Annotated in this window: 18 protein-coding genes and 1 pseudogene; 8 read left to right on the plus strand and 11 right to left on the minus strand. The window is 73.0% G+C overall.

Annotated features, from left to right (window positions below; all coding sequences use genetic code 11):
* Positions 1-2: 2 nt before the first annotated feature.
* The 4 genes from IEY61_RS18570 to IEY61_RS18585 form a co-directional block, all read right to left on the minus strand.
* Complete coding sequence (locus tag IEY61_RS18570) at positions 3-740, minus strand: zinc ribbon domain-containing protein (protein ID WP_189046058.1); 738 nt, start codon at positions 738-740, stop codon at positions 3-5.
* Between the two features lie 23 nt (positions 741-763).
* The gene (locus IEY61_RS18575) at positions 764-1,636 is read right to left on the minus strand and encodes a Nif3-like dinuclear metal center hexameric protein (RefSeq protein ID WP_229706022.1); all 873 of its coding nucleotides are present in this window, start codon (positions 1,634-1,636) and stop codon (positions 764-766) included.
* Positions 1,637-1,774: 138 nt separating this feature from the next.
* On the minus strand, positions 1,775-2,392 hold the full coding sequence (locus IEY61_RS18580) for a flavoprotein (RefSeq protein ID WP_189046060.1): 618 nt from the start codon (positions 2,390-2,392) through the stop codon (positions 1,775-1,777).
* 16 nt (positions 2,393-2,408) lie between these two features.
* Positions 2,409-3,641, minus strand: a complete 1,233-nt coding sequence (locus IEY61_RS18585; RefSeq protein ID WP_189046062.1) for a helix-turn-helix domain-containing protein — start codon at positions 3,639-3,641, stop codon at positions 2,409-2,411.
* Between the two features lie 246 nt (positions 3,642-3,887).
* Here IEY61_RS18585 and IEY61_RS18590 point away from each other — a divergent pair, with 246 nt between their 5' ends.
* The gene (locus IEY61_RS18590; RefSeq protein WP_189046064.1) at positions 3,888-4,559 is read left to right on the plus strand and encodes a bifunctional DNA primase/polymerase; all 672 of its coding nucleotides are present in this window, start codon (positions 3,888-3,890) and stop codon (positions 4,557-4,559) included.
* A 277-nt stretch (positions 4,560-4,836) separates the two neighbouring features.
* Entirely contained in the window at positions 4,837-5,094 is a 258-nt protein-coding gene (locus tag IEY61_RS18595; protein WP_189046066.1) for a DUF3040 domain-containing protein, read from the plus strand.
* Between the two features lie 12 nt (positions 5,095-5,106).
* On the opposite strand, the gene IEY61_RS18600 is transcribed toward IEY61_RS18595, so the two are convergent.
* Entirely contained in the window at positions 5,107-6,261 is a 1,155-nt protein-coding gene (locus IEY61_RS18600; protein ID WP_189046068.1) for an SWIM zinc finger family protein, read from the minus strand.
* On the minus strand, positions 6,258-9,545 hold the full coding sequence (locus tag IEY61_RS18605) for a DEAD/DEAH box helicase (protein WP_189046070.1): 3,288 nt from the start codon (positions 9,543-9,545) through the stop codon (positions 6,258-6,260). The genes IEY61_RS18600 and IEY61_RS18605 overlap by 4 nt, the downstream gene beginning before the upstream one ends.
* A 111-nt stretch (positions 9,546-9,656) precedes the next feature.
* Here IEY61_RS18605 and IEY61_RS18610 point away from each other — a divergent pair, with 111 nt between their 5' ends.
* Positions 9,657-10,523, plus strand: a complete 867-nt coding sequence (locus IEY61_RS18610) for a carbohydrate kinase family protein (protein WP_189046072.1) — start codon at positions 9,657-9,659, stop codon at positions 10,521-10,523.
* Between the two features lie 136 nt (positions 10,524-10,659).
* On the opposite strand, the gene IEY61_RS18615 is transcribed toward IEY61_RS18610, so the two are convergent.
* Positions 10,660-11,181 (minus strand): DinB family protein, encoded by a 522-nt coding sequence (locus IEY61_RS18615; RefSeq protein ID WP_189046075.1) that lies wholly within the window; start codon positions 11,179-11,181, stop codon positions 10,660-10,662.
* An 85-nt stretch (positions 11,182-11,266) separates the two neighbouring features.
* On the opposite strand from IEY61_RS18615, the gene IEY61_RS18620 reads away from it, so the two are divergent.
* Entirely contained in the window at positions 11,267-11,473 is a 207-nt protein-coding gene (locus IEY61_RS18620) for a DUF8847 domain-containing protein (protein WP_189046077.1), read from the plus strand.
* A 63-nt stretch (positions 11,474-11,536) separates the two neighbouring features.
* Here IEY61_RS18620 and IEY61_RS18625 read toward each other — a convergent pair whose 3' ends face one another.
* Positions 11,537-12,682, minus strand: coding sequence for a polysaccharide pyruvyl transferase family protein (locus IEY61_RS18625; protein ID WP_189046079.1), 1,146 nt, complete (start codon positions 12,680-12,682; stop codon positions 11,537-11,539).
* A gap of 171 nt (positions 12,683-12,853) precedes the next feature.
* Between IEY61_RS18625 and IEY61_RS18630 the strand changes: the two genes are divergently transcribed.
* Positions 12,854-13,792 carry a phosphotransferase gene (locus tag IEY61_RS18630; RefSeq protein ID WP_189046081.1) on the plus strand — a complete coding sequence of 313 codons (939 nt, stop codon included), beginning with the start codon at positions 12,854-12,856 and terminating at the stop codon, positions 13,790-13,792.
* 122 nt (positions 13,793-13,914) lie between these two features.
* On the opposite strand, the gene IEY61_RS18635 is transcribed toward IEY61_RS18630, so the two are convergent.
* A complete protein-coding gene (locus IEY61_RS18635; RefSeq protein WP_189046083.1) occupies positions 13,915-14,712 on the minus strand; it encodes an alpha/beta fold hydrolase in 798 nt (265 codons plus the stop codon).
* Between the two features lie 714 nt (positions 14,713-15,426).
* Complete coding sequence (locus IEY61_RS18640; RefSeq protein WP_229706023.1) at positions 15,427-16,002, minus strand: TetR/AcrR family transcriptional regulator; 576 nt, start codon at positions 16,000-16,002, stop codon at positions 15,427-15,429.
* Positions 16,003-16,076: 74 nt separating this feature from the next.
* Between IEY61_RS18640 and IEY61_RS18645 the strand changes: the two genes are divergently transcribed.
* The 3 genes and pseudogenes from IEY61_RS18645 to IEY61_RS18655 all read left to right on the plus strand — a co-directional run bounded on the left by IEY61_RS18645 (position 16,077) and on the right by IEY61_RS18655 (position 18,025).
* A complete protein-coding gene (locus tag IEY61_RS18645) occupies positions 16,077-16,670 on the plus strand; it encodes a dihydrofolate reductase family protein (RefSeq protein WP_189046087.1) in 594 nt (197 codons plus the stop codon).
* A gap of 274 nt (positions 16,671-16,944) precedes the next feature.
* Positions 16,945-17,318 (plus strand): annotated as a pseudogene (locus IEY61_RS18650) (ArsR/SmtB family transcription factor).
* Positions 17,315-18,025, plus strand: a complete 711-nt coding sequence (locus IEY61_RS18655) for a helix-turn-helix domain-containing protein (protein WP_189046089.1) — start codon at positions 17,315-17,317, stop codon at positions 18,023-18,025. The pseudogene IEY61_RS18650 and the gene IEY61_RS18655 overlap by 4 nt, the downstream one beginning before the upstream one ends.
* Here the strand turns inward: IEY61_RS18655 and IEY61_RS18660 are convergent.
* Complete coding sequence (locus IEY61_RS18660) at positions 18,007-18,585, minus strand: dihydrofolate reductase family protein (protein ID WP_189046091.1); 579 nt, start codon at positions 18,583-18,585, stop codon at positions 18,007-18,009. The genes IEY61_RS18655 and IEY61_RS18660 overlap by 19 nt on opposite strands.
* Between the last annotated feature and the right edge of the window lie 141 nt (positions 18,586-18,726).

The raw sequence follows: 18,726 nt of genomic DNA on the forward strand, positions 1-18,726 counted from the left end.
GGCTACAGCCCGGACTCGTTGGTGCGGACCAGGATCCGGCGGCACTCCTCGCAGCGGATCACCTCGTCCGGGTCTGCCTTGCGGATCCGGCCCAGGTCGGCGCCGGAGAGATCCAGCCGGCACCCGCCGCAGCGACCGGCGGCGAGCAGGGCCGCGCCGAGCCCGCTGTCGGTGCGGATCCGATCGTAGAGCTGCACCAGGTCGGCGGGGAGGTCGTTGGCGAGGGGCTGCCGGGCGGAGCGTTTGAACTCCTCCTCGCGGCCCATCTCGGCGAGGCTCTCGTCGCGGCGCTGCTCGGTGACGGCCCGCCGCTCGCGCACCTCGGTCAGCCGCTGTTCCACCCCGTCCAGCACGGACTGGGCGGTCTCGCGCTGTTCCATCAGCTCCAGCTCGGCGTCCTCCAGGTCGTTCTGCCGGCGATTGAGGGAGACCAGCTCGTGCTGGAGTGCCTCCAGCTCGCGGGCCGGGCCGGTGCCGGCGGCCAGCCGGGCCTCGTTCTTGGCCTTACGCGCCCGCACCTGATCGACGTCCTTCTCCATGCGGGAGATGTCCCGGTCCAGGTCGTCGACGGCCACCTGAGCGCGGACCCGCTCGTCCTCCAGGGCGGACAACTCCCGTGCCAGGGCCTCCAGCGCGGCCCGTTCCGGCAGCGTCCGCCGGCGGTGGGCGAGCTGGGCGAGGGCGGTGTCGATCGCCTGGAGGTCGAGCAGGCGACGCTGGACCTGGGGGTCAGCCTTCACGGTCAGGGCTCCTTTGTCGTCCGCTACGGGGTTGGTCCGGTGCGGGGTTCACTCGCTGAGGGTGCGGTGGCGTGCACGGTCCACGGACCGGTGTCCAGGTCGGACACCAGCGTATCGACGCCCGGTGCGGTCCGCAGCACCGCGGCCAGGTCGTCCAGCCAGGGCCGCTCGGTGGCCCAGTGGGTGGCGTCGAGCAGCGCCGGCCCGTTGGTGGCGAGGTGCTCACCGGCCGGGTGATGACGCAGGTCGGCGGTGAGGTAGGCGTCCACCCCGGCGGCGGTCGCGTCGGCCAGGAAGCTGTCTCCCGCACCGCCGCAGACCGCGAGCGTACGCACGGCCCGGTCCGGGTCTCCAGCGGCGCGTACGCCGGCGGCGGTGGCCGGTAGCACGGCGGCGGCGTGCCGAGCCAGTTCGGCCAGGGCCATCGGTTGGGGTAGCCGGCCGATCCGGCCGGTGCCGCGTCCCGACCCGGCGGCGGGCGTGCCCGGCCGGGACGGTTGCAGCGGGCGCAGGTCGACCAGCCCGAGCCGGTTGGCGAGCGCGTCGGAGACCCCGGGCGCGGCCACGTCGGCGTTGGTGTGCGCGACGTACAGCGCGATGTCGGCCTTGATCAGCTGGTGGATGATCCGGCCCTTGTACGTCGTCGGCGCCATCGAGGAGACGCCGCGAAGCAGCAGCGGGTGGTGCGCGACGATCATGTCGACGTCGGCGGCGAGCGCCTCCGCGACCGTCTCGGGGACCACGTCGACGACGCAGAGGACCCGGCGTACGGCGGCGTACGGCTCGCCGAGCACCAGCCCGACCCGGTCCCACTCCTCGGCCCAGGCCGGCGGGTAGCGCCGCTCCAGCTCGGCCACGACGTCGGCGACGGTCGGCAGGGCCGTGGTTGTGCTCACGGCGGGCCAGCTTACCGGCGTCGGCGGCATCACGGGACGTCACCTGGCCGACCTCGGCGCACCCGGGGTCTCCCCGCACCCTCGGGCGCGGTCCTTCCCCGCTCTCCGGCGACCGCCCGGGGGCGGGCGGCCGAGGTGTTAAGAAGGGACCCTTTTACTACCTGAGGCGTTAACAAGGGGCCCTTCCTTGCACCCGACGCGGGCGGCGGTGAGGGCGGTGAGGGCGAGGGCCCAGGGGAAGGTGTGCTGGTGCCGCTCGCCGGTGCCGGGCGGGTGCAACGGGACGACGTCGTCGCCGAAGAGCACGTGCACCCCCCAGTCGGTGAGGCGGGCGATGCCGGCCAGCAGGGCGGGGTGGGTGGCCATCGCCGCGTTGGTGTACGGCACGGCGACCAGGGGCACTCCCCGGCCCTGTGCCTCGACCAGCAGCCCGAGGGCGAGGGTGTCGGTGATGCCGGCCGCCCACTTGTTGACCGTGTTGACGGTGGCCGGGCAGACGATCATGGCGTCGGCCGACGGCAGCACGTCCGGATCCCCGGGGTTCTTGTAGTGCGTACGCACCGGGTGGCCGGTCTGGCGGGCCACCGCGGTCCGGTCGACGAACTTGGCGCCGTCGGGCGTGGTGACCACGCAGACGTCCCAACCGTCCTGCTGGGCCAGCTCGACGAGTCGGCCGACGTCTCGGGCCAGCGGCGAGCCGCAGGCGATGATGTAGAGCACCTCGCGGTGCCCGTCATGGCGGTGCGAACCGGTCATCAGGCCGGCCCCGTGGTCATACTCCTACTCCCATGTGCTCAGCTAACTCTGCGATCAGTGAGGGCGGCGCACCACGTGTGCGACGCAGGATGTCCGACATCACCTCGTGGGCGATCGGCCGGCAGCGGATCTCGGACGGAGCCAGCCGGTCACCGCGCAGCAGCATCTCGCCGGCGTTGGCCACATCGCCGATCTGGGCGAAGCCTCGGGCCAGGTCGAGCAGGTGATGCGCCCGGCGCTCGGGGAGCAGGGCGTCCAACCGCGTCTGCTGGATCCGCTGCCGGTGCACCTCGATCGCCCGCCCACCGTCGCCCAGCTCGACGGCGGCCGCCGCGCGGTGCAGTTCCACGTTGGTGGGCCCGAACGAGGTCCAGTAGTGGTTCTGGTCGCTGCCGAGCTCCTCCGCCGTCGCATGGGCCTCGCCGAGCAGGTCGTCCACGGTGGAGGTGTCGCCGATGCGGGCAGCGGCCATCGCCCCCTGCAACAGGAGTATCCCGTAGACCGAGAGGCGCTCCGGACGGCTGCCGTTGGTGCCACCGAGGTCGAGCCGGTTCGCGATGTTGACGTTCAGCTCCAGCGCCGGCCGGGCACGGCCCATCGCGACCAGGGCGTTGCAGACCCGGGTGGTGGCGACGCCGGCGAGCAACTGGTCGTTCGCGCGCTGGGCGACCGCGATGGAGCGGTCGGCGGCGAGCCAGGCCAGCTCGCACTCGCCGAGCTTGCGGAGCACCGAGGAGGCGATCTGGTAGACCTGCCCGAGCAGGTGGGCGGCGCGCTCCGCCTGGTCACCGCCGGCGTAGGCGACGTCGGCCGCCTGGGCGTCGCGCAGTAGCTTGGGCAGCGCCCGGGAGAGCATCCCGTAGCGGCCGTACTGGTAGGTCAGCCAGGCGTGGGTGACCGCCTTGCCGGTGTCCGCCAGCGGCGGCGGGCACGGCGCCGTGCTGAAGTACGCGCTGACCGAGTCGTACGTCTCCAGGGCCGCCCGGATCTCCTCGACCTCGAACTGGTCGATGCAGTTCAGCGCGTCGGTGCGCCGCTCCGGGTCCTTGCCGAGCAGCAGTTGCACGTCCACCTGGAGGATGTCGGCGATCTCGTAGAGCACGGAGAACTTGTCCAGCCGCCGTACGCCTCGTTCGATCTTGTCGACCCAGCTCTTCGACTTGCCCAATCGGTCGGCGAAGACCTGTTGCGACATTTTTCGCCGGCCCCGCCAGTAAGCCACCCGCCGTCCGATGGGCAGTTCGTCCATCTTGTCAGTCCTCCCCTGCTGCTGCCTCGGCCGTCCCGGGAGCCGTTCAGCGGGCGCGTCGATCCGTCCGTATCTCACGTTTTCACTGGTCGCACAGGTTGTGCGTCAGCCGTACGGCTGACCCTCGTACTTTTCGTGCAAGTTGCATCGGTCACCTTGCCCAGATGAACGATCGCGGACCAGGGCAGTGACGGTGTTCGACATACGAGCCGCACCAGAATGGTCCGGCGAGAGGAGATGACGCCAATGTGGGCAAACGTCGGGCCGAGTGTGGCACCGCTGTCACCTTTGGAACGGGTGCGGCTGCGCCGGGTCGCGGTGCGGTACGCGATGCACGGCTGGACGGTGACCCCCGGCGCCTGCCTGGCGCGCAGCCGGTTCGTCTGCGGCCGAGCCGGCTGCCCGACCGTCGGCTGCCATCCCGCACTGGAGGACTGGGAGCACGCCGCCAGCGCCGACCCCGCCCGGGTGGCCACCTGGTGGCGCTCCCGCCCGCACGGCATACTCCTGCCCACCGGCCGCTCCTTCGACGTGCTGGAGGTACCGGCTGACCTGGGCCGGCGGGTCCTGGAGGCGGTGCGGGCGCACCCCGTCGGTCCGGGCGTACGCGGACCGGTGCTGGTCACGCCCACGGCGCGCTGGATGTTCCTGGTCCGTCCGGGTGACCCGCTGCGCCCCGAGCTGGAGCACTGCCGGCACGTGATGCGGCACGGCCCCGGTTCGTGGGTCGCCGCGCCGCCCACCCGACTGGCCGAAGGGCAGGTCCGCTGGGCGGTGGCGCCGGAACAGGCCCGCTGGCAACTGCCGGATTCCTATCTGGTGCAGACCACCCTGATCGACGCGCTGCGCGACGCCGGGATCACGCTGGCCCCCGCGCTGGTGCCGGGACACCTGCCGCTGCCCCGTCGGGCCAGGTGACGCCCGCCGGGAGCGGGAAGCGGACCCGGCGGACAACGGCCGGTTCGGGTACGGAGCGCCGCGCTCCGCCGCATTTGCCGCGCTCCGCCGCATTTGCCGCACTCCGCCGCACCGGCGCATTCCGCCACACTGGCCGCACCGCCGCACAGGGCCGCACTGGGCAGCGCGGGCGGCGGGGTTTTCCGGCCTGGCGCAAGTAGCACCAGGAAGAGCGCGTGAGCTCCGACCTCAGCGGGTATTCCGCCACGCCGTTGCTGAACGCGTGAGGGGAAGGCACATGCTCAGCAAAGAGGATCAGCGTAGATTCGAGCAGATCACCCGCCACCTGCGAGAGAGCGATCCGGCGTTCTTCGCCCGGCTCGACCAGCGGGCCCGGCTCCGGCACGGCCGATGGCTGCTGCTGCTGACCATCGTGCTGTGGGCGTCGCTGCCGGCGACCACCGTGGTGTTCGGGCGGTCGGCCGGCGCGGCCTGCGCCGTGGTGCTGCTGGCCAACGCGGTGCTCATGTGGCGGTTCCGGCAACGCTGGCTGTGACCGCCCGTCCGGTCACCGATCGAGCTGCCGGTATACCCGCCGCAGGCGCTCCACCAGGCCCGGCCCGCCGATCGCCGGTGCGGGCGCACCGAGCTGCCGAAGCAGCAGGTCCGGGCTGCTCGCCAGCGTCGGTGGGCGGTCCGGCAGCGGCACCGGCGACAGCCAGAACCGGTCTACGACACCGGCGATCGGCGCGTCGGGCAGGTCGGCGAGGGCTCGGACCGCACCGGCCGACGCGACCGGCGTCGACCGCGGCCCGGCAGTCGTGACCGGCGCCGACCGCGACCCGGCCGGCAGACCGGTGTCGGGCTCAACGTCGGTGACCGGCTCAGCGTCGGCGGAGTCGCCGTCGGGGTGGTCGCCTCGGCGCTGGGTGCCGAGGCGCCGGGGCCGGGTGTCGAGCTCCTGAGGCCCGGCGGAGCGTGGCGCCGCCGTGCGTCCCGCCGCCTCCGCGTCGGCGCCGCGTAGCTCGCGGAGTCGCTCGAGCAGCTCGGACCGGCTCCGTCCACGCCAGTGCAGCAGGGCGAACGGGTCCGCGTCGAACGCCTCGGCGAGCAGGTAGAAGGTGGCCGCGAGGTGCTTGCAGGGCACCGCGAAATCCGGGCACGAACAGTGCTGGTCCAGCTCCGCCACGGTGGTGGGGAACAGCGGTGCCCCGGCCTCCGCGAACAGTTCCTCCAACTCCGCCGGCAGGTCACCGGCGAGCAGCCGGGCGCTGAAGAACGCCTGGGCGGCCAGTTGCTTCTCGATCCGGCTCCACAGCCGTGCCGGGAACGGCGACAGTGCGATCCGGACCCGGTACGGCTGGGCCCGCGAGCCCTGCACGAGCGCGCTAACCGCACCGGGTGCGATGTCGAGCTGCAGCACCTGGCCGGCGCGGGCGTACGACCGGCCCCGGGTCAGCCGGGTGCCGAGCGCGAACGACTCCAGCACCTCCAGGAACCGACGGGACCACCAGGACACCCCGATCGCGCCCCGGGCGCTGCGGGCCCGTAACCCGCCGTCGACCCGGCGCGGCGGCCCGTAGTCGGCGAAGGAGCCCCGCTGCTCCGCGTCGCCGCCCGGTCCCCCGGCGGCAGCGGCGTCCCGGGCGGCCCGGCCGGTACCGGCGGCCCGGCCAGTACCGGCGGCCCGGCCGGTACGCCCGGCCCCGGTCGGGCGGGTCATTCGGCCACCGCCCCGGCCTCCAGGGTGAACAGTTCGCGCAGCTGGGCGGTGGAGAGCTCGGTGATCCACTGCTCGCCGGTGCCGACGACCGACGCGGCCAGCCCTCGCTTCTCGGCGATCATCGCGGCTACCTTCTCCTCCACCGTGCCGGCGCAGACGAACTTGCGGACCTGCACCCGGCGGCGCTGTCCGATCCGGAACGCCCGGTCGGTGGCCTGGTCCTCCACCGCCGGGTTCCACCACCGGTCGACGTGCACCACGTGGTTGGCGGCGGTCAGGGTCAGCCCGGTCCCGCCGGCCTTGAGGGAGAGCACGAACAGGGCGGGTCCGTCGTCGGACTGGAACCGCGCGACCAGGCCGTCGCGGTCGGCCTTGGTGACCCCGCCGTGCAGGAACAGCACCTCCCGGCCGAACCGGGCCGACAGATGCCCGCGCAGCATCCCGCCGAACTCCGCGTACTGGGTGAACAGCAGGGCCTTCTCCCCCGCCGCGAGGACCTCGTCGAGGATCTCCTCCAGCCGGGCCAGCTTGCCGGAGCGCCCAGCGAGCGGGGAGTCGTCGCGCAGCAGCTGCGCGGGATGGTTGCAGACCTGCTTGAGTCGGGTCATGGTGGCCAGCACCAGCCCGCGCCGCTCGATGCCGTCGCTGGACTCGATCCGCGCCAGCATGTCGTCGACCACCGCGCGGTAGAGCGCCGCCTGCTCGGCGGTGAGGTTGCAGAAGACCTCCATCTCCAGCTTCTCGGGAAGATCGGAGATGATCGACGAGTCGGTCTTGAGCCGGCGCAGCACGAAGGGTCCGGTGATCCGGCGCAACCGCTGCGCGGTCTCGGCGTCGCCGTGCCGCTCGATCGGCTCGGCGAACCGCTTGCGAAACGTCGCCGCCGGGCCGAGCAACCCCGGGTTGACGAACTGCATGATGGACCAGAGGTCGGCCAGCCGGTTCTCCACCGGCGTACCGGTCACCGCGATCCGCTGCCGGGCCGGCAGCGCGCGGACCGCCTCGGCCTGCCGGGTGGCGGCGTTCTTGATGGCCTGCGCCTCGTCCAGCACGACCCGGTTCCAGTCGATGCCGGCGAGGTCAGCCGCGTCCCGGGCAGCCACCGAATAGGTGGTGAGGACCAGGTCCGCCGCGTGCACGGCGGTCGCGAAACCCTCGCCCCGCGCCCGCTGCGCGCCGTGGTGCACGTGTACGCGCAACGTCGGCGTGAACCGTGCGGCCTCTCGCTGCCAGTTGCCGACCAGTGACATCGGACAGACCAGCAGGGTCGGCCCGGCCTCCGGCGGGTCGGCGGCGAGCAGCGCCAGCAGTTGCACCGTCTTGCCGAGTCCCATGTCGTCGGCGAGCACCCCGCCCAGGCCGAGCGACTGGAGGAACGCCAGCCAGGCCAGCCCCCGCCGCTGGTACGGCCGCAGCGTGCCGTGGAACGACGGCGGCTCGGTCAACGGGGCGAGCCGGCGCTCCACGGAGCCGGCGAGCAGATCACCCAGCGCCCCGTCGGCGGTCACCTCCAGCACCGGCAGGGCGTCCGGCTGTTCTCCGTCGGCGAGGCCCAGGCGCAGCAGGTCGGCGACGGTCAGCTCGCCGCTGGAGCGCAGCAGGCGCAGCCCGGCGGCGAGCCGCTTCGGGTCCAGCTCGACCCAGCGGCCGCGCAGTCGCACCAGCGGGGTCTTCAGCTCCGCCAGCCGGGCCAGCTCGTCCGAGGTGAGCGGCTGGTCCCCGAGCGCCACCTCCCAGCGGTAGTCGACCAGGGCGTCGAGTCCGACCCGGTCGCCGGAACCGGTGACGGTGCCGGGCGCGGGGCGGGAGCCGGCCCGCAACCGCGCGCCGAGCCGCGCCGAGGGCCGTCGCCACCAGGACGGCAGCAGCACGGTGAAGCCGGCCGCGTGCAGCATCGGCGCGCCCTCGCGCAGGAACCGGTGGGCGCCCTCGGTGTCCAGCTCCAGCGCCTCCGGCGTGGCGGTGCGCAGCGCCGCGTCCAGCTCGGGCCAGAGCCGGCTGGCCCGGCCCAGCTCGGCCAGGAGCGTCTCCTGTGGATTGTCGCCGGCGACGGGCCGGCCCGCGCCGCGCCACACCTGGCCGGCGTCGACGTGCAGGCCCGGCTCGTCGGCCGCGCGCAGGCCGAACTCCACCCGCCAGGTGTCCGGGGTCGCCACGGCGGTGTCGAGGTCGGCGGGGAGCACGGTCAGCGGGTCGTCGATCTCCTCGGTCGCCGGCTCGATCAGCCGGAAACTGGCCCGTACCGACCCGCCGGCGGCGTCGCGCTGCCAGGCGTCCAGTTCATCACGAAGGGTGTGCAGCGCCGCCGGGTCGGCGGTGAACTCGCGACGCAGCCCGGTCAGCGCGCCCAGCCAGGGTGCCACCGCGCCGGTGTTCCGCACCCCTCGGCTCAGGGTGGCCTCCGGCAGGGCCGCCCGCACCGCCGCGTCGGTGAGCGCGTCGAGCGCGTCGGCGACCAGCAACCCCGGCGCGTCGGCGGCCGGGCGGGACGCGCCGCCGGCCGGGCGGGTCCGGTCACGGTGGGACCGGCCGCTCCGGCGGGGGTGGGCGGCATCCGGTGTGCCCTCGGCGGCCGGCATCCCGGACAGGTCCGCCTCGACCACCGCGCGGGTGGCCGGCGGCAGGGCCAGCGCCAGCGCCCGCGCCCAGGCGGCGTCGGTCCCGGTGAGCAGCGGTCGCCACACCGCGCGGGCCGGCACGCCGTCTTCCTTGGCGACACGGCGTGCCGGCCCGGCCGAGGCAGCGCGGCGTGCCGGCCCAGCCGAGGCAACGCGGCGTGCCGGTCCGGCGCCGGCGGTGGGATGCGCCGGGTCGGGCAGGTCGGCGAGGCCGGGCAGGACGCGGCCCCGGGTGGCCAGGTCGGCGGCGAAGGCGCCCAGTTCGGCCAGGTGCCGCAGGCTCGCGCCGGACGCGGCGGCCAGCCCGTCGAGGGCACGGAGCAGCGGCAACGCGGCGTCTGGGGCGTACGTCAGGATGGGCACCCGCCAGCCGGCCAGGGTGACCGGGCCGCGGGCCGGCGGCACGTCGGAGGTCCGGACCAGCTCCGGCGAGTCCAGCGGCGAGCCGGCGCGGGTGGGCAGGCTGAGCAACGCGGTGCCCAGGTCCGTCGGTTCGGCTGCTCCGGCCAGCGCGGCGACCAGCGTGGCGTGCTCGGCGGCGAACGGGTGCGGACGTTCCCGGGGCGCCCGACCGGGCCGACGCGCCACCTCCGTCGGCCGGGTGCTGTCCTCGGCCCAGACGGCCAGCCCCGGCCCGGCCACCCACACCCCGTGCACGACCAGCACGCGCCCCCCAACCGTAAGGAAGGGCCCCCTTTTAACGCCTGCGGTAGAGGAGGGGCCCCCTGTTAACACTCGGGCCAGGATAGGCGGCAGCGACCGGCTACCGTCGGCGCCATGTACGACCTGTTGGTGATCGGCGGCCTCGGGGTGGACGTGCGGGTACGGGTACCCGGTCTGCCGCTACCGGTGGTCGACTCCGTCACCGTCGAACCGATCGACCTGCGGATCGGCAACACCGGCGCCGGTGTGGTGCTCGCCGCGCACGCGCTCGGGCTGCGAGTGGCGGTGGTCGACGCGATCGGCGCGGACCCGGCCGGTGACGTGGTCCGGGCCGCGCTGGGCCGCACCGGGATCACCGCCGTGCTGGCCGAGGACCCGGCCGGCACCCGGCGATCGGTGAACCTGGTCGACCCGGCCGGCCGCCGGATGTCGCTGTACGACCCCCGGGCCGGGGGGCCCGCGCCGTTCCCGGCCGCCCAACTGGCGGCGCTTGCCCACGACGCCACCCACGTCCACCTGTCGATCATGGGTTGGGTCCGGGAGCTGCTGCCCGCCCTTCGCGACGTGCTGGGCGAGGGGGTGGGCACCTCCACCGACCTGCACGACTGGGACGGAGAGAATGCGTACCATCGCCCCTTCGCCGACCTCGCCGAGCTGGTGCTGGTCAGCGGCGCTGCCCTGGGCGACCGGGCGGGCGCGGCGGCTGCCGCGCTGGCGCCGCGGCCCGTGCTGGTGACCCGCGGCGGCGACGGCGCGGACCTGCACCTCGGTGGAGAGGTCAGCCGGGTGCCGGCGGCCACGCCGCCCGGCCCGGTGGTCGACACCAATGGGGCCGGCGACGCGTTCGCCGCCGGGATCATCGCGGCCCGGCTGCGCGGAGCGACCTGGCGGGAGGCCGCCGGGTACGCCGCCCGGGTCGCCGCGGCGGCCTGCACCCACGACGGCATGGAGTACCCGCCCGGCCTGCTGCCCCGGCCCTGACGTTCGACCGGGAGCCGACCCACTGCGGCTCCCGGATCAGGATGCCGGTGGGAGCGGTGCGCTCGTCCACCCGACCCGGGACCGCGCCTACGGCCCGCCGCTGCCGACACCCTGGCCGGCGGCGCCCGGTGCCGCTTCAGACGGAGCCGGTCGCGCCGTCGGTGAGTTCGCGCAGGATGTCGGCGTGCCCGACGTGCCGGGCGGTCTCCTCGACCAGGTGCACCAGGATCCAGCGCAGCGACACCTCGCCGAGCTGCGGATGCGGCACCACGTGATCGAGGTCGAAGCGCGCGGCGACCTCCCGGGAGCGGGCGCAGACGCGCTCGTAGTCGGCAGCCAGGCTCTCCACCGTGTCGCTCCCGGTCAGGGTGAAGCTGGCCAGCGCCGCCTGCTCGGTGGTGGGGAACGCCTCGCCCGGGGCCGGGTCGAGCAGGATGTGGAACCAACTCCGCTCGACCACGGTGAGGTGCTTGACCAGCCCGGCGAGCGTGGTGGCCGACGGCACCAGGCGGCGGGCCGCGTCGGCGTCGGAAAGGTCGCGCACCTTGCGCAGGAGCATCGCCCGGTGGAAATCGAGGAAGGATTCGAGGACGTTTCGTTCGTCCGCCACCCGGTTGACCACCGGGCCGAGCGTCTGATCGATCGAGATCTCCGCCATGTGCGTGAGGATAGGCGCGCCGAGCCGGCGACGCTGCCCCGCTACATCCGCTGCGCGACGGCGGCGGGCGCGGCAGGATGGGCGCATGGCATCAACGGTTGAGATCCCCCTGGTGGGCGGCGCGGCCGACGGCGAGACGATCACCGTCGAACTGGACCCGAACGGGCGGCCCCCGCTGACCCACCACCATCTGGGTCCGGCCGGCCTGGCCGAGGCGGACATCTACGAGTTGGAATCGGTCGAGACCGAACCGCAGCGCTGGCGCTACTGCTGGCGCGGGTCGGCGGGCTGAGCGAGACCCTCCCCGGCCGACGGCCTGAGCGCGGGCGCTCCCCGGCCGGTCGGTCAGCCCCGGTCAGGAGCCGGCCTCGGCCAGGGGACGGCTGCGTAGGCTCTCCAGCACCGCCCCGATGACCCGCGACGTGCCCCGGGCCTCCTCGCAGACCTGCGCCACCCGCTGCGCGGTGTGCTCCGCCCGCTGGTCGCGCTCGTCCCACAACTGGTCCACCTCGGCCAGCAGCGGGCCCTCCACCTCCCGCTCCACGCCGCGCAGCGCCGGCACCCCCAGCCGCTGGGCCAGGTCGAAGACCTTTCCGGCGTACGGCAGGGGCAGGAACGGCGTACCCATCATCGCGGCGAAGATCAGGAAGTGCAGCCGCATGCCGACCGCCAGGTCGAAGTGGCTCATCAGCCCCAACACCTGCTGCGGCGAGTAGGTGCCGTGCAGGATCCGCCCCCGCTCCGCCGCGATCATGTGCGACAGCACGCCGTGCGAGTGCCGGATGTCGTCGCGCTCCATCGGCACGAACAGCACGTGGGCGTCGATCCGGTGCACCAGGAAGTCGCCGATCTGGGCCAGCAGCCGGTGATAGGCGTCCACGTCGAGCCGTTCGGCGGCCCGCCCCGGCTCCCGCACGCTCATCCCCACCAGCCGTTTGCCGTCCGGCACGCCCTCCTCGCGCAGCATGCTCGCCGGAAACTCCTCCGGTTTCAGCAGGAACGCCGGGTCGGCGGTGACGGTGATCGGGTTGAGCAGACCGGCCTCCTCCAGCACCATCCGCGACTCCTGGTCGCGTACGGTCACCTCGGTGGCTTCGCCGAGGGTCTCCCGGACCATGCCGGTGTCCACCACATCGCTGAGCGGCCCGACGCCGACCGCGTACGTCAGCAGCGGCAGGCCACGCTCCTGCGCGACGCGGACCACCCGCAGGTAACGGCGCGCCTCCTTGTCGTAGAGGATGCCGCCGCCGCCGAGGATGAGCAGATCCAGCTGAGACAGTACGACAGCGGAGTCGCTGCGGCTGACCCCCTCCCACGGCACCGCCTCCACATCCGGGTGCGCCTGCCGGGTGTGCTCCGGGTTGCGGGAGAAGACGATGATCCGCCCGGTCGGCTCCTGCTGCCGCAGGTCGGTCAGCAGTCCGGTGAGGATGGCCTCGTCGCCGAGGTTGCGCCCACCGTACGAACCGAGCACGCCGATGGTCAGTCCGGCACGCGTCATCCGTCGCTCCTCCCCAGGTGCGTCCGCCCGGTGCTTCCCCGTTGCGACCGGGAACACTCCTCCGCCCGGCCGCGCCGGAGCTGTCCTGGACGGTGTCCGGGTGCTCCGGGGCCAGACGTCCGGGCAGGAACCGGGTTGCCGTGGGCCGCCGGTGCCGGCACCGTGGACGGTGTGCAGGTGGGTACGAAGAATCGGCTCCGCTGGGGGCAACTGCCCCGGCATGTCCGGTTCGCCGTCGAGGAGATCCTCGGCGACCGGGTGGTGGCGGCCGTGTCGCAGCCGGGCGGCTACTCCCCCGGCACCGCCGACCGGGTCCGCACCGCCGGTGGCCGGCGGGCCTTCGTCAAGGCGGCCAGCCCGGCGCAGAACCCGGACACCCCGGTGATGCACCGCGCCGAGGCGCGCATCACCGCCGCGCTGCCGGCGTACGCACCGACCCCCCGGCTGCTCGGTTGCCACGACGACGGTTACTGGGTGGCCCTGGTCCTCACCGACGTCGACGGGCGGCACCCGGCCACCCCGTGGCGGGCCGACGAGTTGGCCGCCGTGCTGGCGGCACTGGAGTCGATGGCCGCGGCGTTGACCCCCACGCCGGTGCCGGAGGTACCAACCATCGCCGCGCACCTGGCCGAGGATTTCGCCGGCTGGCGTCTGATCGCCGAGGACCCACCGCCCAACCTGGACCCGTGGGCTCGGGCGCACCTGGACGACCTCGTCGCGGCGGCGGAGCACGGCCTCACCGCGCTGACCGGCGACACCCTCTGCCACGTCGACGTCCGCGCCGACAACCTGCTGGTCGACGCGGCCGGCCGGGTCACCGTGGTCGACTGGCCGTGGGCGTCCCGTGGACCCGCCTGGCTGGACACCGCGATGCTGCTGGTGGACGTACGCCTGCACGGTGGTCATGACACCGAGGCCCTGCTGCGCCGGCTGCCGGTCATCGCGGACGTCGACCCGGAAGCGATCACCGGTCTCTACGCCGGCCTGGCCGGCTTCTTCACCGACCGGGCCCGCCGTCCACCGCCGCCCGGCATCCCCACCGTCCGGGCCTTCCAGCGGGCCCAGTCCGAGGCGGTGCTCAATTGGCTGACCGAGCGCCTGCCATCCTGACCCCCACCCCATCCACCCACCCCACCCCACTCCACCCACTCCAGCGTTGATCATGAGGTTAGCGGCAGTTGTTGATCTTCAAAGTGCCGCTAACCTCATGATCAACAGGGTTGTCGTGGGGGTCAGGTGGGTGGGGTGGAGGGGTGGGTCAGGAAGGGGAGCACCGTTGCGGGGAGGATCGGCGAGTCGACGATGTCGTAGTGGGTGAGGCCGGGCAGCACGGCCAGCCGGGCACCGGGGCGGTCGGTGCCGTCCCAGCCGGCATCCCGGTGCCCGCCGCCGAGCAGGCCGAAGAACTCCACCATGTGCGCCGGGCGCACCGAGTCGGCGTCGGCGTAGACCAGCATGGTGGGCGTGGTCATGGCGGCCACCTCCGCCGACCAGTCGTACTCGCGGCGCAGCAGCTCGCCGGTCTTGGCCCAGAGTCTCGGCCAGTCCTGCGGGCGAAGCGCGAGGCGCTGGTGGAGCTGATGCGACGGGATGCCCCGCATCCGCTCGCCGGCCGCCTCGTCGGGCTCGGGCATCCCGGCGAGCACCTCCGGAAACCAGCCCTGCCGCCGGCACGGCGCGGAGACCACCACCAGCCTGCGCAGCAGTTCCCGGTGCTGGATCGCCAGCCGCAGGGCCACCCCGCCGCCGAGGGAGAAGCCCAGCACGTCGACCTCGGCCAGGCCAAGGCGGACGATCAGCGCGGCGACGTCGTCGGCCATCGACTCGTACCGCAGCGGCCGGTCGACGTCGGCGGTGCGCCCGTGGCCCTGAAGGTCGACGCCGATCACCCGCCGCCGATCGGCGAGCGCGGGCCGGATCGCGGCGAACGTCTCGACCGCGCCGAAACCGCCGTGCAGCAGCACCAGCGGCCGCCCCGAACCGTGCGTCTCGTGCCACAGCCGGACACCGTTGACCTCCGCATAACTCACCCGCCGCCCCTCCCGTCTGGCCGCCCACCGATCCCACCCGGAGGCCCGTACGCGTCGGAGGGCTGGCTGGCCCTGGTCGCGCGCCGGACCTGCCTATCCTGGACGGATCGTACGATCTTGCTGCCGACGTGGGGAGGGACCGGTATGTCCGAGCGGCGTCGGAACCCGTTGACGAACCCGACCCCCGATCCGCATCTGTGTTCCCCCGATATGCGCCTACGCATGCTGGGGCGGGTGCCCATGTTCGCGGACCTGGATTCGGACGACCTGGCACAGGTGGACCGGCATTGCCCGCGCGTACGCCGGCCGTGGGAGGGCGGGACCCTGCTGGACGTGCCCTTGACCCGGGAGGATCTGGCCGCGATGACGGGGGCCGCGACCGAGTCGGTCAGCCGGATGCGACCAGGGATCGTACGGAGGTCCTGCGCTGGGCGGCCCTGGCCGAAGCGGGCTCCGAACACCCCCTGGCCCGGCCGGTTCTGGACGCAGCCGCGGCGGCCGGTGTCGCGGCCGACGGGCTTCCCGACTCCGTCCTCGTCGTGATCGTCAACGCCATGCGCCTGCTCCGCCACCGGCCACCCACCGGAGCACCCCAGCCAACCCGCGCTCCGATCGCCGCCCTCTCCACCGGTTGATCTCCGGAGTACGCACCAGGCCCGGGCCCACGGGGCTCGGGCCTGGTGCGTCCTCGCCCACGACTTCGGCGTCGCGTGTCTATTGCGCCGTCACGATGCGTTCGACCACGGCCGTCACCAGCCGTTCTCGCTCGTCCTCGGTGAAGACGTCCGGCAGGGTGAGTTGTTCGACGATCAGCCAGTTCAGGGCCAGGTAGAGCAGCTTCACATCCGTGGCGTCGCCGGGCAGGCCGGAGGCCTCGTGGTAGGCGACGTTGGCCTCGACGTCGGCACGTACCCGCTCGGTGAGGACCTCGCGTAGTTCGGGACGACGGGTGGCCTCCAGGCGGAGTTCGAGGAGCGCGAGGTAGCCGGTACGGAAGGAAGCGACGCGGCCGACGAGTTCCCGCATCAGCCCCGCGTAGGTCTCCCGGTCGCGGCCGGCCGCCCGCTGGCGCGCGATGGTGGCCTCGTCGGGCTGGAGCCGCTCGTAGACACGGGCGCCGGCCTGGGTGAGCAGGTCGTGGCGGCTGGTGAAGTAGTTGGAGGCGGTGCCCACGGGCACTGCGGCCTCGGTGTCCACCGCACGGAACGTCAGGCCCCGCGCTCCGTCCCTGGCCAGCACCTCGATGGCGGCATCGACGAGGGCCGCACGGCGCTGGTCGTTCCGTCTCACCATTTGACACCACTCCAAGCGTAGTAGTACCTTCAGACCACTTCGAACAGAGTACTACGCTTGGAGTAATCAGAGTGCGAAAGCTCGTGTACTACGTCGCCGTCACCCTCGACGGCCACATCGCCGGCCCCGGCGGCGAATACGACTTCTTCCCCCTCGGCGACGAGCAGCAGGCCGCCGCCTACTCCTCCTGGACCAACACGCTCTACCCCGAGACCGTCCCGACCGCCATGCGTGCCGCCGTCGGGCTCACCGATGCGGCCAACCGGCGCTTCGACACCGTCGTCATGGGTCGTGGCACCTACCGCCCGGCGCTCGACGCCGGAATCACCAGCCCGTACACGCACCTGCGCCAGTACGTGGTGTCCAGCAGCCTCAAGCCCGACACCGACCCGGCGGTCACCGTCGTACCGCACGACCCACTCACCCTCGTCCGCGAGCTCAAACAGGAGGAGACCGCAGAACTGGACATCTGGCTCTGCGGCGGCGGCAAGCTCGCGGGCACCCTCCTGCCCGAGATCGACGAACTGCTGATCAAGAGCTATCCAGTGGTCGTCGGCGCCGGCATCCCGGCCTTCGACGGCGCCTTCGACCCCACCGTCTTCGACGTCGCCGAACGCACCGCCTTCCCCAACGGAGTCACCCTCACCCGCTTCGCCCGCCGCTAGTCCCGGCGAGGTCGGTTGGTGGCCGGCGGGATCAACAGCAACGTGCTGGGGTTCCGCTGGCGGCCGGCTGGCCGGATTCGGTGAGGCGCTTGGCCGCGGCGTCGACGTCATCGGTGCAGGTCGGACACGCGCAGGGCGAGCTGGACGCGGGACATCATCTCCTCCGGATGGTTCAACGGATGCGGTTGGTGAGCTTCGATGCCCTTGCCTAGATGGATTTCGAAGCAGCGGACCCGCTGTTGCACCCTGTTTCGAGGCCTGTCAACCTAGAACAATGTCGAAACAAGCGCTGCCGGTGGTGGACCTCAACGCGGTCGCCTGCTGCGCCCCGATCGCGGTCCGCCCGATGGACGCCGATCAGGCAGCGGTGGTCGCACCGATGTTCAAGGCTCTCGGTGACCCGGTACGGCTACGGCTGATGTCGATGATCGCGTCCGTGGCCGAAATCTGCGTCTGTGATCTGACCCCGGCGTTCGACCTGTCCGGGCCCACCATCTCCCCCACCTCAAGGTGCTGCGCGAGGCTGGCCTGGTCGACTCGGAGCGCCGCGGCACCTGGGTGTGGTACCGGGTGAAACCGCAAGCGCTCCAGCAGCTCGGCGCGCTGCTGGAGATTTCCGCTACCCCGGCCGCTGGCGGCACCGGGTGAGACTGCGGTTCGAGGTGCGTCGGTCCGACTCGCCGTGGATCGACATCGTGTGGACCTGCACGAGCGAGCAGGTCACTGCGATGACGTCCGTCGCGGGGGTGCATTGGGGCCTGGTGTTCTGGGAGCAGGCTGGCCGGGCGTACGCCGGCATCACCGGCCCCGAGACCCGGACCGCCACGGTGCCGGTGCCGGTGGGCGCGACCTTCACCGGCATCGAGTTCGCCGTGGGCACCTCGTTGCGGGCCGTGCCCACGCCGGTGCTGGTCGACGGCGGCATCGGGCTCCCCGACACCACGCGTCGGGCGTTCCGGCTGGACGGCGCGCGCTGGGAGACACCCGGCCCCGACGACGCCGAGGCCCTGGTCGACAGTCTCGTCCGGGCCGGAACCGTGGTCCGTGACCCGCTCGTCGCCGAGGTGCTGCGGGGGCACCGCCCGGACGTCTCGGGGCGTACCGTCGAACGTCGGTTCCGGGCCGCGACCGGCCTCACGCAGGGCGCGGTCCGGCAGATCGAGCGGGCCCGCACGGCAGCGGAGCTGCTGGCAGCCGGCGAACCGTCCGCCGACGTCGTTGCCAAGCTCGACTACTTCGACGAGCCGCACCTGGCCCGGGCACTGCGCTCCTACGTCGGGCGTACCGCCAGGCAGTTGCGCGAGGGCGCCGGCGGCGCGATCGCCCTCGACCTGGATCAGCGCTTGACGTCGTAGACCAGCTTCAGGATCCCGTTCGAGTAGCTCTCCGACTCCCGCAGCGTCAGCAGGTGCTTGTCCCGGTCGGCCCGGCCGAACAGGCTCTTCCCGGCGCCGAGCAGCACAGGGAAGACGAGCAGGTTGTACTGGTCGATCAGGTCCGCATCCGACAGCCGCCGGGCCAGCTCCGCGCTCCCGTGGATGAAGATCGCACCGCCCTCGCTCTCCTTGAGCGCGGCGATGTCCTCGGTCGAACGCAGGATCGTCGTCGGCCCCCACCCGTCGACGAGGGCGTCGTCAGAGAGCGTGGTCGACACCACGTACTTGGGCAGCTCCTTGTAGGCGGCGTGGTCCTCCGAACCGGGCCAGACCGGCGCGAACGCCTCGTAGCTGCGGCGGCCGAACATCAGGGCCGTCGTGTCGGTGAGCTCCTCGCCCTTCAGCGACCAGGCTTCCGGGACGAACTCCAGGTCCTTGAACACCCACCCGCCGCTGCGGTGCTCCTCCGTTGGCCCGCCGCCGGGCGAGTCCACGACGCCGTCGAGCGACATGAAGCCGGTGTAGACCAGATTGCGCATCGTGCTCTCTCCTCATGCTCGGACGGGCTGTCGGGCCCACGCTAGATCAGGGCCGCGGCGGCGGTCTTGGACGAAAACGACAGGGGCTTCCAGACGCGTGCCGGCCCGATGGCGGGATCCACGGTACGCCGGGCCACCGGA

The sequence above is a fragment of the Micromonospora sonchi genome, from assembly GCF_014646235.1.
In the GTDB taxonomy this organism is placed as follows: Bacteria; Actinomycetota; Actinomycetes; order Mycobacteriales; family Micromonosporaceae; genus Micromonospora; species Micromonospora sonchi.

Bases quoted from the DNA above. Each gene is read 5' to 3' on its own strand.
- IEY61_RS18580 (WP_189046060.1), bottom strand. From the start codon at position 2,392: ATGACCGGTTCGCACCGCCATGACGGGCACCGCGAGGTGCTCTACATC.
- IEY61_RS18585 (WP_189046062.1), bottom strand. From the start codon at position 3,641: ATGGACGAACTGCCCATCGGACGGCGGGTGGCTTACTGGCGGGGCCGG.
- IEY61_RS18590 (WP_189046064.1), top strand. From the start codon at position 3,888: ATGTGGGCAAACGTCGGGCCGAGTGTGGCACCGCTGTCACCTTTGGAA.
- IEY61_RS18595 (WP_189046066.1), top strand. From the start codon at position 4,837: ATGCTCAGCAAAGAGGATCAGCGTAGATTCGAGCAGATCACCCGCCAC.
- IEY61_RS18600 (WP_189046068.1), bottom strand. From the start codon at position 6,261: ATGACCCGCCCGACCGGGGCCGGGCGTACCGGCCGGGCCGCCGGTACT.
- IEY61_RS18610 (WP_189046072.1), top strand. From the start codon at position 9,657: ATGTACGACCTGTTGGTGATCGGCGGCCTCGGGGTGGACGTGCGGGTA.
- IEY61_RS18615 (WP_189046075.1), bottom strand. From the start codon at position 11,181: ATGGCGGAGATCTCGATCGATCAGACGCTCGGCCCGGTGGTCAACCGG.
- IEY61_RS18620 (WP_189046077.1), top strand. From the start codon at position 11,267: ATGGCATCAACGGTTGAGATCCCCCTGGTGGGCGGCGCGGCCGACGGC.
- IEY61_RS18625 (WP_189046079.1), bottom strand. From the start codon at position 12,682: ATGACGCGTGCCGGACTGACCATCGGCGTGCTCGGTTCGTACGGTGGG.
- IEY61_RS18660 (WP_189046091.1), bottom strand. From the start codon at position 18,585: ATGCGCAATCTGGTCTACACCGGCTTCATGTCGCTCGACGGCGTCGTG.